This is a genomic window from Arthrobacter sp. HY1533, from assembly GCF_027568515.1.
Taxonomy (GTDB): domain Bacteria; phylum Actinomycetota; class Actinomycetes; order Actinomycetales; family Micrococcaceae; genus Specibacter.
The window spans coordinates 75685-87636 of the sequence record NZ_JANKZF010000020.1; the positions used below are offsets into that span (position 1 = coordinate 75685).

12 protein-coding genes are annotated in these 11952 nt (G+C 67.4%); 10 read left to right on the top strand and 2 right to left on the bottom strand.

Annotation, left to right across the window (positions count from 1 at the left end; genetic code table 11):
• Positions 1 to 5: 5 nt before the first annotated feature.
• On the bottom strand, positions 6 to 275 hold the full coding sequence (locus PCK14_RS15100) for a GlsB/YeaQ/YmgE family stress response membrane protein (protein WP_269939331.1): 270 nt from the start codon (positions 273 to 275) through the stop codon (positions 6 to 8).
• Between the two features lie 275 nt (positions 276 to 550).
• Between PCK14_RS15100 and PCK14_RS15105 the strand changes: the two genes are divergently transcribed.
• The 8 genes from PCK14_RS15105 to PCK14_RS15140 all read left to right on the top strand — a co-directional run bounded on the left by PCK14_RS15105 (position 551) and on the right by PCK14_RS15140 (position 8710).
• Complete coding sequence (locus tag PCK14_RS15105) at positions 551 to 2272, top strand: long-chain-fatty-acid--CoA ligase (protein ID WP_269939347.1); 1722 nt, start codon at positions 551 to 553, stop codon at positions 2270 to 2272.
• Between the two features lie 87 nt (positions 2273 to 2359).
• A complete protein-coding gene (locus PCK14_RS15110; RefSeq protein WP_269939332.1) occupies positions 2360 to 2737 on the top strand; it encodes a VOC family protein in 378 nt (125 codons plus the stop codon).
• Between the two features lie 126 nt (positions 2738 to 2863).
• Positions 2864 to 3241, top strand: coding sequence for a PadR family transcriptional regulator (locus PCK14_RS15115; protein WP_269939333.1), 378 nt, complete (start codon positions 2864 to 2866; stop codon positions 3239 to 3241).
• Positions 3238 to 4212 (top strand): permease prefix domain 1-containing protein, encoded by a 975-nt coding sequence (locus tag PCK14_RS15120; RefSeq protein ID WP_269939334.1) that lies wholly within the window; start codon positions 3238 to 3240, stop codon positions 4210 to 4212. The genes PCK14_RS15115 and PCK14_RS15120 overlap by 4 nt, the downstream gene beginning before the upstream one ends.
• Positions 4213 to 4398: 186 nt before the next feature.
• Positions 4399 to 5475, top strand: coding sequence for an ATP-binding cassette domain-containing protein (locus PCK14_RS15125; RefSeq protein WP_269939335.1), 1077 nt, complete (start codon positions 4399 to 4401; stop codon positions 5473 to 5475).
• Complete coding sequence (locus PCK14_RS15130) at positions 5472 to 6257, top strand: ABC transporter permease (RefSeq protein WP_269939336.1); 786 nt, start codon at positions 5472 to 5474, stop codon at positions 6255 to 6257. Before PCK14_RS15125 ends, PCK14_RS15130 begins: the two co-directional genes overlap by 4 nt.
• Positions 6258 to 6328: 71 nt before the next feature.
• Positions 6329 to 7564 carry a pyridoxal phosphate-dependent aminotransferase gene (locus tag PCK14_RS15135; RefSeq protein ID WP_269939337.1) on the top strand — a complete coding sequence of 412 codons (1236 nt, stop codon included), beginning with the start codon at positions 6329 to 6331 and terminating at the stop codon, positions 7562 to 7564.
• Between the two features lie 87 nt (positions 7565 to 7651).
• The gene (locus PCK14_RS15140) at positions 7652 to 8710 is read left to right on the top strand and encodes an LLM class flavin-dependent oxidoreductase (RefSeq protein WP_269939338.1); all 1059 of its coding nucleotides are present in this window, start codon (positions 7652 to 7654) and stop codon (positions 8708 to 8710) included.
• Between the two features lie 75 nt (positions 8711 to 8785).
• Here the strand turns inward: PCK14_RS15140 and PCK14_RS15145 are convergent, their stop codons facing one another.
• Positions 8786 to 9811 carry a pirin family protein gene (locus PCK14_RS15145; RefSeq protein ID WP_269939339.1) on the bottom strand — a complete coding sequence of 342 codons (1026 nt, stop codon included), beginning with the start codon at positions 9809 to 9811 and terminating at the stop codon, positions 8786 to 8788.
• 405 nt (positions 9812 to 10216) lie between these two features.
• Here PCK14_RS15145 and PCK14_RS15150 point away from each other — a divergent pair, with 405 nt between their 5' ends.
• A complete protein-coding gene (locus tag PCK14_RS15150; protein ID WP_269939340.1) occupies positions 10217 to 11647 on the top strand; it encodes an inorganic phosphate transporter in 1431 nt (476 codons plus the stop codon).
• On the top strand, positions 11644 to 11898 hold the full coding sequence (locus tag PCK14_RS15155; RefSeq protein ID WP_269939341.1) for a hypothetical protein: 255 nt from the start codon (positions 11644 to 11646) through the stop codon (positions 11896 to 11898). Before PCK14_RS15150 ends, PCK14_RS15155 begins: the two co-directional genes overlap by 4 nt.
• The last annotated feature ends 54 nt before the right edge of the window (positions 11899 to 11952 follow it).

An 11952-nucleotide genomic window follows, 5' to 3' on the forward strand; every position in this document is an offset into this window, starting at 1 on the left:
CCGGGCTACGCCGCCGTCTTGTTGCGGCCCGTGATGGCACCATAGACGCCGGCAACCACCAGGCCGCCCACGATGGCCAGCAGCCAGGAGCCGAGGTTCCAGAACCTCATGTCACCGTTGCTGAAGAGCAGGTTGCCAATCCATCCGCCCACGATCGCCCCGACAACGCCCAGGACCAGGCTGGTGATCCAGCCCCCGCCCACCCGGCCCGGCATGATGGCCTTGACGATGGCTCCGACGATCAAGCCCAAAACAATCCATCCGATGAAACCCATGGTTCCTCCTCTTGGTTGTACGTGCTGCGCATGTGCGTGGTGCACTGCCTGCACTGCCGGAAAGTCTTGGTTCCCGGCACCGGGTGGCCCACTGTGGTGCGGCTGCCCGTCCTTCCACCGTAGCCACGTCAGGCAGGCCCGTCCACCCTTGCTCGAACATACGTTCTAATTGACAATTGGCCCGTCCAGGCGGGGGCCGGCGGGGCCATTCGACAGCCGCGCGGCGCTGGCGGCAAGATGGAGCCATGCCGAACAACGCCCCTCAGGACCCCAGCATGAACAACCAGGCCACGCCCCGCACGGGCGGTGGCGCCGGCGCGCCCCAGGCCCCGTGGACCGCTAACTACCAGCCGGGCGTGCCGGCGGACATTGAGCTGCCCACGGAGTCGCTCGTTGACATGTTTGAGCGCTCCGTCCGCGAAGGCGGCGCGCATCCAGCCATGGAGTTCTTCGGCCGCCGCACCAGCTACAGCGGGCTTGGGGAACAGGTGGAACGCGCCGCCGAGGGGCTTCGCCGGCTCGGGGTCGGCGCGGGGGACAGGGTGGCCCTGATCCTGCCCAACTGTCCCCAGCACGTGGTCGCCTTCTATGCCGTGCTGCGCCTGGGCGCCGTGGTGGTCGAACACAACCCCCTCTACACGGCCAATGAGCTGCAACACCAGTTCGAGGACCACGGGGCACGCGTTGCCATTGCCTGGAACAAGACCGTTCCGGCGCTGCAGGGCTTCACGGGTGGCGTTGCCCCGGAAGCCATTGTTGCTGTCGACCTCCTGCGCGAATTTCCCGCTGTCAAGCGACTGGCCCTGAACCTGCCGGTGAAGAAGCTGCGCGAATCCCGCGACGCACTTTCCGCCCCGGCGCCCGGCGCCATGCCCTGGCGCGAACTGCTCGCCACCGGCCGCATCGACGCCGCGCACCCGCGCCCCGGCGTGGACGACCTGGCCGTCATTGGCTACACCTCCGGCACCACGGGGCGTCCCAAGGGCGCCATGCTGAGCCACTTCAACCTGTACGCGAACGCCCTCCAGGGCGAGGCGTGGATGCACGGGGCGCAGCAGCGCCAGGAGGTCCTGTACGCCGTGCTGCCCATGTTCCACGCCTTCGGCATGACCCTGTACCTGACATTCGGCATCAAGAAGCAGGGGCTGCTGGTGCTCTTCCCCAAGTTCGACGCCGAGCTGGTGCTGGCCGCCATGAAGAAGTCGCCCGCCACGGTGTTCTGTGCCGTCCCGCCCATCTACGAACGGACTGCGCTCGCAGCCAAGGAGAAGGGCGTGTCCCTGCGCTCATGCAAGTACTGCATCTCCGGGGCCATGAACCTGCCCGACCATGTGGTGGAACTGTGGGAGTCCGTTTCCGGCGGGCTGCTCGTGGAGGGCTACGGCATGACCGAGTCCTCTCCCGTGGCCCTGGGCAACCCCTTCCGCCCGAGCCGGCGCACGGGAACCATCGGCGTCCCGTTTCCGTCAACGCTCATGCTCGTGGCCGACGGCGGCGACCCCGCCAGGGAGGTTGCCCAGGGTGAACCGGGGGAGCTGCTCATCAAGGGGCCGCAGGTGTTCCAGGGCTACTGGAACAACCCGGAAGAGACGGCCAAGACCCTCGCCGACGGCGGATGGCTGCGCACCGGCGACATTGTCACGGTCGACACCGACGGGTTCACGACCATCGTTGACCGGGCCAAGGAACTCATCATCACGGGCGGCTTCAATGTCTCGCCGTCAGAGGTTGAGGCCGTGCTGCGCCAGCACGGCACGGTGGCAGACGCTGCCGTCTTCGGCGCGCCGTCCGAGCGCGGCGGGGAAATGGTGGTCGCGGCCGTGCAGCTGGCTCCGGGCGCCGAACTGGACCAGGCCGCCCTGCGGGCCTTCTGCAAGGGGCAGTTGGCCGGCTACAAGGTGCCCGTGCGGATCGTTGCCATTGCCGACATGCCGCGCTCCATGCTGGGCAAGATCCTGCGCAAGCAGGTCAAGGAGCAGCTCCTGCCCCTGCCATGACATGGCCCCATCCTGCCCTGTTCGCGTTGCCGCCCCGCGGCTAGAGTGGGCCGTGGTGGCGACAAAATGCAAAGGGAGTGGATTGGCATGCTTGGAAACAGCGCGGCATTCAGTGGATTCTCCGTGGACGAGCTTGGACCCGCCCGCGAGTTCTACGCAGGAACCCTTGGCATGAAGGTGACGGAGGCCGACGGCATGCTCAGGCTCCACCTGCCCTCCGGGGGCAGTGTCCTGGTCTACCCCAAGGGGGCGGCGCACCAGCCCGCCTCCTTCACCGTCCTGAACTTTCCCGTGGCCGACGTGGAAGGTGCGGTGGACGCACTGGCCGCGGCCGGCGTCGTGCCTGAGCGCTACGAAGGCACGCCGATGGAAACCGACGCCAAGGGCATTTTCCGCGGCGGCGGCCCGCTCATCGCCTGGTTCAAGGATCCGGCGGGGAATGTGCTCAGCGTCCTCCAGGGCTAAAGTCTGCCGTGTTGGGGAGCGCCGAGCTGCCTGACATGGGGCGCTCGCAGAAAGTCCCTGACGCGGGCCATTTTCGTGTCCTGAAGCTATTCCGCGCATAGTAGTTGATCAGGTATAGTACTTTTCATGGTCAACAACCCAGACGCCGGCCCGCCGCAGCCCGAACCTTTTGCCGCGGACCTGCTGCGCGGGCACACGGACACCATTGTGCTGGGCGTGCTGCGGGATGCGGAGCGCTACGGCCTGGAGATCTACAAGGCCATCCGTGATGCCACCGGCGGCCTGTACGAGATCAAGGAAGCCACGCTCTACGCCACCTACCGCAGGCTGGTCAAGGACGGGCTGGTCGAGGCGAGCTGGGGTGACGAGACCCAGGGCGGCCGACGCAAGTATTACCGCATCACGGACGCCGGCCGGGCCGTCTACAACAACAACGTCCGGTCATGGACAGCCACGGCAAACATCATCAACACGCTCCTGAACGTGAAAGGCGGCACGCCATGAGCAACGCCGAGAATTCAAGCATCCACCGCCTGCTGGACCAGGCCTTCGACGGCGCGGCCATGAACCCCGAGCTGCAGGACCTGAAGGAGGAAATCCGTTCCAACCTTCTGGTGCGGATTGCCGAACTGGGGGAGCAGGGGTTGACGGCCGAGCAGGCGTCGCGCAGGGCCTTTGAGGAACTCGGGGACCTTGACGGAGTTATTGCCGAGTTCGCGGATGCGGGCCACGGCGGGCCTGGCGGGCCGGCGTCCCCAGCTCCCGCCTTCGATCCTGCCGCGGCAGCGGCCGGTCACCTTGCCGCCGCGGCCCTGAACAAGGTGGCCCCGCGCCCCGGCTTTGTCCTGGGCATCCTGATCCTTTCCCTGGCTGCACTGGCGTCGCTGGTGCTCTTTGTCCTGGCCTTGAGCGGGGGAGGGGCCGCCGGCACGGCCGTCTTGGCAGCCTTTGCCGCGGCACTTGCCGCCGGGATTGCCACGGCATGGAGCCTTCAGCAGGAAACCAGCCAAAACCACCCCCTGCCGCGCCGCCGGGCCCTGGGCTACGGGGCATCGGCCGCGTCCGCCGTCGTCGGGCTCGCGCTGTGCGCCCTGGCTGCGAGCGCTGGGGCAGGCATGCTGGCCGCGGGCATCTTTGTGGTGCTGGGTTCCGCAGTCGGCTTCATCTGGCTGGGCATGTCCCAAACCAACAGGAAGAAGGCGTGGGTGCGCTCCGTGGCGCGCGACTACCAGGCCCAGGATCGCTTCACCCAGGACCCCGTAGCCGCCGCACGGTTCGGCATCTACACGGCCGTCATCTGGATCACGGCCTTCGCCGTGTTCGCGCTGCTCAGCCTGACGGTGGGCTTCGCCTGGTCGTGGCTTGCACTGCTGGCCGGCCTGGCCGTGTTCATGCTGGTGCTGGCGCGCATGCTGTTCCCGGCCGACGGCGGCCGTGCCCAGCACCCCGGCAGCGGCAGGGCCAAGGGGGAGTAGTCCGCCCAAAAGATTTGCCGCAACCGCGGCGAAGTGAAAATGGCGGCCCGGATGTTCGAGCATCCGGACCGCCAGCAACAACCATTGAGTCTCCCACCACGGGGATTCGCACCAGCGAACTCAAGGCACACCCACAGTTTACTGCAGCGGCCCCGGCGCAGGAGGCTCCCACACAAGGAGCCAGCCATGGCAAACACAGCACCACGGGGCGCATTGCGCAAGAACGCAGGCCCCACATTCCGACTCCCGGAAGGCACGGGCGCGCGGCCCGCCATTGAAGCCGCGGGACTCGTCAAGAGCTACCCCGGAGCGCGGGGAGCGGCACGCATCAAGGCCCTGGACGGGCTCAGCTTCTCGGTTGAGGCCGGAACCATCTTTGGCCTGCTGGGCCCCAACGGCGCCGGCAAGTCCACCACCGCAAAAATCCTCTCCACGCTGTCCACGGCCGACTCCGGCACGGCAGCCGTGGCGGGCCACGACGTGCGCCTGCACCCCGGGCGCGTTCGTCAGGCCATTGGATTTGTTGCCCAGCGTCCCGTTTCCGACCCCATGGACACTGGCATGGAGAACCTGGTCCTCGCCGGCAGGCTGCAGGGCCTGGGCGCACGGGACGCCAGGGCCCGGGCGCTGGAACTGCTGGAGCGCTTCTCGCTCACCGACGACGCCGGCCGGCTCGTCAAGGGCTACTCCGGCGGCATGGCCCGCAAGCTCGACGTGGCAATCGGCCTCATGCACAGGCCCCAGGTCCTGTTCCTTGACGAGCCAACCACCGGCCTGGACCCCGAGGCCCGCGCCGACATGTGGGCCGAACTGGAGGAGATGGCCCGCGCCGAGGAAATGACTGTCCTGCTGACAACCCACTACCTGGAGGAGGCCGACAGGCTCGGCAAGCGCCTGGCCATCGTTGACCAAGGCCGGATCGTGGTTGAGGGCACCCCGGGCGAACTGAAGGATGCGCTCCATGGGGACGCGGTGGCCGTGGAGCTTGCCGGGGCCGAGCCCCAGTTGGGACGGGCGCGGGAGGTGCTGGCCGCCGTCGGACTTCTCCGCGACGTCATCACCGATGGGCGGTTCCTGCGCGGCCGGGCAGACTCGGGCGGTGCGGTTTTGCCTGTGCTGCTCTCGCGCCTGGACGCGGCGGGCATCGCTGTGGCCTCGGCCACGGTCTCGCGCCCCAGCCTGGACGACGTCTACCTGCGCCACACCGGCCGCAGCTACGCCGAAGGCGAGCGCAGCAATGCCGAAGGCGAGGTGGCGGCATGAGCGCCCCCGCAGCCCTCACGCACACGGCCGTGCTGACGGGCCGGCAGCTGCGCGCGTTCGGGCGCATGCCGGCCTACCTCGTGATGAACCTGGTGCAGCCCATCATCTGGCTGTTGCTGTTCGGCCAGCTGTTCAAGTCGGTGGTGGACATCCCGGGCTTCGGTGGAGGGAGTAATTACCTGGTGTTCCTCACGCCCGGCATCGTCATGATGATGGCGCTGTTCGGCAGTGCCTGGGCCGGGACCACGTACATCCAGGACATGGAGCGTGGCGTCATGGACAGGTTCCTGGCCTCGCCCACCAGCCGCGGCGCCATGATTGTCGCAACCATGCTCCACCAGGCCGTGCTGACCATCCTGCAGACCCTTGTGGTGCTGGGCGTGGCCTGGCTGGCGGGCGCAAGATTCGACGGCGGCGCGGCCGGAATCGCCGTCCTTCTCCTGTCCGCCGTGCTACTGACGTTCGTGTTTGCGGCGTTCTCCAACGCGGTGGCCCTGCTGGCCCGGGCCCAGACGGCGCTCATCGCCATCTCCCAGGTCATCTCCTTCCCGCTGATGTTCCTGAGCTCGGCCATCATGGACACCTCGCTGTCACCCGGCTGGGTGCGCCAGGTGGCGACGTTCAACCCCTTCGAATGGGCCGTGGTGGCCGGCCGGGGCGCCATGGCGCAGGCGCCGGACTGGTCTGCCGTGTGGGGCCACCTGGGGCTGCTCGCTGTCCTTGCGGTGGCCATGACCTGGCTGGCCACCCGGGCCTTCAGCCAGTACCAGCGGCGGATCTAGGGGTGGCGGGGCCGCGGCCGGAATGTGGACGCGGCCCGGGCTTGCGGGGCGCATGTGTGAAGATGGAATGCATGCGCCCCATGCAACACTCATCCAAACTGGCAAACGTCCGCTATGAACTCCGAGGCCCCATCCTGCATGCGGCCCAAAAAATGGAGGCGGAGGGACACCGGATCCTGCGCATGAACCTGGGCGACACCGCCCCGTTCGGCCTCGAGGCGCCCGAATCCATTGTGGTGGACATGATCCACCACCTGCGTGGCGCCCAGGGCTACAGCGACTCCAAGGGCATCTTCTCCGCCCGCACCGCCATCTCGCAGTACTACCAGACCAAGGGCCTGATGACGATCGGGGTCGAGGACATCTTCGTGGGCAACGGCGTCAGCGAACTCATCTCCATGACGTTGCAGGCGTTCCTTGAAAACGGCGACGAGGTCCTCATCCCGGCACCCGACTACCCGCTCTGGACCGCCTCGGTGACACTGACCGGCGGCGTGCCCGTGCACTACCTGTGCGACGAGGACAACGAGTGGTGGCCCGACATGGCCGACGTCGAGGCCAAGATCACCCCCAAGACCCGGGCCATCGTCATCATCAACCCGAACAACCCCACGGGTGCCGTGTACCCGCGGCACATCCTGGAAGCGTTTGTGGAGCTGGCCCGCAAGCATGACCTGGTCATTTTCTCCGATGAGATCTACGAGAAGATCCTCTACGACGGCCGCAGCCACATCCACGTCGCCTCATTGTCGGACGACGTCGCCACCCTCACCTTCAGCGGCCTGTCCAAGGCGTACCGCATGCCCGGCTACCGCGCCGGCTGGGTGGCCCTGTCCGGGCCCCGTGCAGCCATGGCCGGTTTCAAGGAAGGTCTGGAGCTGCTGGCCTCGCTGCGCCTGTGCGCCAACGTCCCGGCCCAGCACGCCATCCAGACCTCGCTGGGCGGCTACCAGAGCATCAACGACCTCACGAAGCCCGGCGGACGGCTGCGCGAACAGCGCGACCTCGCCTCGGGCCTCCTGAACGCCCTGCCCGGCGTCTCCTGCGTGCCCGCCGCCGGTGCCATGTACTTGTTCGTCAAGCTCGACCCAGCTATGTACCCCATCGAGTCCGACGAGAAGTTCGTGATCGACCTGCTGCAGGAACAGAAGATCCTGGTCAGCCACGGCACCGCCTTCCACTGGCCCACGCCCGACCACTTCCGCTTCGTGATCCTGCCCTCCGTCAGTGACATCGAGGAGGCCGTGCGCCGCATTTCCACCTTCCTGGCCGTGTACCGGCGCAAGGCCGCACTCGTTTCCCGGTAGCCCGCCCGGCCGCCGGGAATAGAAGCGCCGGGGGCACTGTTCCGCAAGTAGATGCAAACGCATATTCATTCGAGACAGGACGGCACCATGGCCAACACCTCCACCGGACCCGGCACCATTGAGCTGGGGCTAGACACCTTTGGCGACATCACCCTCGGCGAGGACGGCGCCCCCAAGCCCGCGGCGCAGGTCATCCGCGACGTCGTCGAACAGGCCGTGCTGGCCGACGAGCTGGGCCTGGACTACTTCGGCATCGGCGAGCACCACCGCGACGATTTCGCCGTCTCGGCCCCGGACATGGTGCTGGCCGCCATTGCCGGGCAGACCAAGCGGATCCGGCTCGGATCGGCCGTCACTGTGCTTAGCTCCGATGACCCCATCCGTGTCTTCCAGCGCTTCGCAACGCTCGACGCCGTCTCCAACGGCCGCGCCGAAGTCATCCTGGGCAGGGGATCCTTCACGGAGTCCTTCCCGTTGTTTGGCTTTGACCTGGCCAACTATGAGGAATTGTTCGAGGAGAAGCTGGCGCTGTTCAACGAGCTGCGCAAGGAAGGGCCCGTGAGCTGGAGCGGCAACACCCGCCCGGCTCTGCACAGCCAGATGGTCTACCCGCACACGGAGTCGGGCAGCCTGAAGTCCTGGGTGGCCGTGGGCGGCAGCCCGCAATCGGTGGTGCGCGCGGCCCACTACGGCATGCCGCTCATGCTGGCCATCATCGGCGGGGAGCCGCTGCAGTTTGCCCCGTTCACCGAGCTGTACCACCGGGCGCTGAAGGAATTCGGCATGCCGGAACAGCCCATCGGCGTCCACTCGCCGGGGCACATTGCCGAGACCGACCAGCAGGCCATGGATGAGCTGTGGCCGCACTACGCCGCCATGCACAACCGGATTGGCCGCGACCGCGGCTGGCCGCCCATCACCCGTGCCGAGTTCGACGCCACCGCCGGCCCGCGCGGCGCCCTCATGGTGGGTTCCCCGGAAACCGTGGCGAACAAGATCACCACGGTGGCCAAGGCCCTGGGGCTGTCCCGCTTCGACCTGAAGTTCAGCCACGGCACCCTGCCGCACGCCTCCATGCTCAAGGGCATCGAGCTGTACGCCAACGAGGTGGCCCCCCGGGTGCGCGAAAACCTCGCCAAGGGCTGATTTCCCCTTCGCGACTGTGCAGTTGTTGCCCCCTGATTCGATTGTGGGGGCAACAACTGCACAGTCACGCATGGTTCAGCTCGGGTTGGCCCGCGGGCGCAGTTGCACTGTGGGCAGCACGGGGGCCGGAAGTGGCGCGTCCTGCTGGCCCGTGGGCAGGGTGAAGGAGGACAGGCCGCCAAAGTCGCCGTCCGGCTCCGCCCCGATGGCCGCCTGCCAGGTGGCCCTGAACGCCACGATTTCCTCGTGGCTGCGCCCCACAAAGTTCCACCACATCACGATTGACTCGTTCAGGGGCTCGCCGCCGATCATGAGCAGGCGGACTGCTTCGTCCCCGGCCGCAAGCATCACCGAATCCCGGCCGGTCCCCAGATAGGCCAGCTCGGCCGGCGCCGCTTCGGTGCCGGCCACCTGGACCCGGCCCGAATCAACCAGGAAGCCGTGTTCAAAACCGGCGTCCAGATCCAGCTCGAGGCGGGTTCCGGCGTCGAGCACCAATTCGGCACCCACCATGGGGGTGAACGTCGCCACGGGGGAGTGCTGCTCGGCAACGGAGCCCATGAATACGCTCAGCCGGGCGCCCGGGAGGGTGGCCGGCTCGGGCCGGTAGTGGGTGAAGCCGGGCTCCGTGAAGCGTGCCGCCTCCGGCAGGGCCGCCCACAGCTGGACGCCGTGCAGGGTGCTGGTGGCCGCCGTGGAGTATTCGGAGTGGCTGATGCCGCGCCCCGCAGTCATTAAATTCAGCTCCCCGGGGCGCACCATGGCGTGATTTCCGGCACTGTCGGCATGCCGGATCTCGCCCGTGAACAGCCAGCTGATGGTCTGCAGGCCTGTGTGCGGGTGCGGCGGAACGGCCATGCCCGGACCGGCCCCCACATCGTCCGGGCCGTAGTGGTCAACAAAGCACCAGGCGCCGATCAGGGAACGGCTGCGCTGGGGGAGCGTGCGGCGCACCGTCATGGCTCGCGGGCCGCCCAGCGGGACCAGCCGCGGCGCCAGGATCTCGGCCCCGCCCAGTCCCGAACCCTGCCCGATGCCCCGGGATTCCGCGGGGGAACTGGGGCACAGCAGTTCCTGCGGGCTGCTCTCAACATTGCTCATGGGGTTGCTTCCCTTCATGGTTCAGGTGCTGCCGGCGCGGGCCTGGCGGCCGTGTTCGACGTCGGGCCCGCCCCGCCTTCGCGGGCCGGTGCCGGTGCCGTTTCCGGGAGCCCCGGCGGGCCATCCTGGTGGTCCGGACCGGCCTCGGAGGGGCCCACTGCCATGCTAGCCCGTCGGGCCCTCCCGCACCCGGGGAGATGCGTTCACCGTTCGTTAACCTTGCGTTAACCCAGTGTCGGGGCCTGTGCCGCAGGACGGGCAAACATGCGGTGGCAAATAGTCGTAGGATCGTACAGGTTGTGTTCGACGGGGCTCGGCAAAGGCAGGAATTTCATGCCGCCCGGTCCCGCTGCGGACTAGACTTTTCGCAATCTTGCTTTTTGCCCCCTCTAGATTGGATCGCGGGTGGATCTCACCTTCATGGTCGTGCTAGTCATAGCGCTGGCCCTCTTCTTTGACTTTACGAATGGCTTTCACGACACAGCCAACGCCATGGCAACCCCCATTGCCACCGGTGCCATCAAGCCCAAGACCGCCGTTGCGCTTGCCGCGATCCTGAACCTGGTGGGCGCCTTCCTCTCCACGGAGGTGGCCAAGACCATTTCCGGCGGCATCATCAACGAGGGCGGGCCCAACGGTGTCGCCATCACGCCGGAGATGATCTTTGCCGGCCTGATGGGCGCGGTGCTGTGGAACTTGTTCACCTGGCTGCTGGGCCTGCCGTCCAGTTCCTCGCACGCATTGTTTGGCGGGCTCATCGGCGCCGCGATCGTGGGCACCTGGTCGCTTGGCGCCGTGAACTTCCTCGTGGTGGTCTCCAAGGTCTTGCTGCCGGCCATCCTGGCACCGACCATTGCCGGCCTCGTGGCGTTCCTGTGCACCAAGCTGGCGTACAGCATCACGCGCCGATCTGATCCCGATTCCGGCGACAAGCTGACCCAGAAGCGCGGCGGCTTCCGCCGCGGCCAGGTCTTCAGCTCCTCGCTCGTGGCCCTGGCCCACGGCACCAACGACGCCCAGAAGACCATGGGTGTCATCACCCTGGTCCTGGTGGCCTCGGGCCTGCAGGAAGCCGGCACCGGCCCCCACTTCTGGGTCATCGCCACCTGTGCACTTGCCATTGCCGGCGGCACCTACGCCGGCGGCTGGCGCATTATCCGCACCCTCGGCTCCGGCCTGACCGACGTCAAGCCCGCGCAGGGCTTCGCCGCCGAGACCAGCACCGCCGCCGCCATCCTCGCCTCCAGCCACCTGGGCTTTGCCCTCTCCACCACGCACGTCGCCTCCGGCTCCGTGATTGGTTCGGGCCTGGGCCGCAAGGGCTCCACCGTCCGGTGGGGTGCCATCGGCAAGATCGCCATTGCCTGGCTCCTGACCCTGCCGGCCGCGGCCCTCGTGGGCGGCCTGGCCGCCCTGCTGATCCGCACAGGAACCGTGGGCATCATCATCGTCGCCGTGCTGGGCCTGAGTGCCATCCTGTTCATGTTCGTCCTCTCGCAGCGCGAAACCGTGGACCACAGCAACGCCATCAGCGACGTTGACGCCGTGGGCGAGGCCCTGCACATTCCCAGCAAGAAGGAACGGGAGAAGCTGGCCGCCAAGGCCCGCGCAGCGCAGAAGGTTGCCGACAAGGCCGCCAAGCGCGCCGCCGAGGCCGCAGCCATCCGTGCCAAGGCCCAGGCGGCCCTGGACCAGGCCGACACAGCCGTCCTGAAGGCCATGACCAAGGCCGCCCAGCCCCCCAAGCCCAAGGCTGCAGAGACCCCCAAGGCCAAGGCAGCCGAGGCTCCCAAGGCCACCGCCGGCGAAGAGACCGGGAAGAAGGACACGAAATGATTGACTGGTTTGGATTTGTCACGGTAGCCATCACCACGCTGGTCAGTGCCGGTTTCGTGGTCACCATGTACTCCCTGGGTGTCCGCTTCACGGCCGTCAGCGCCGATGATTCCGGCCGCGTCAACCAGCTCGCCAAGTGGGGCTCCTACGTGTGCTTCGGCTTCTGCGTGCTGACTGTCATTCTCGGCATTGTGCTGATTGTGCCGCACCTGAACGAGCCGTTCTTCGCCCTGATGGGCCACTTGTTCTAAAGCCTTGAAACTTACGACGCCGGGCACCTGGCTTTCGCTTTTGTGCGAAAGCCA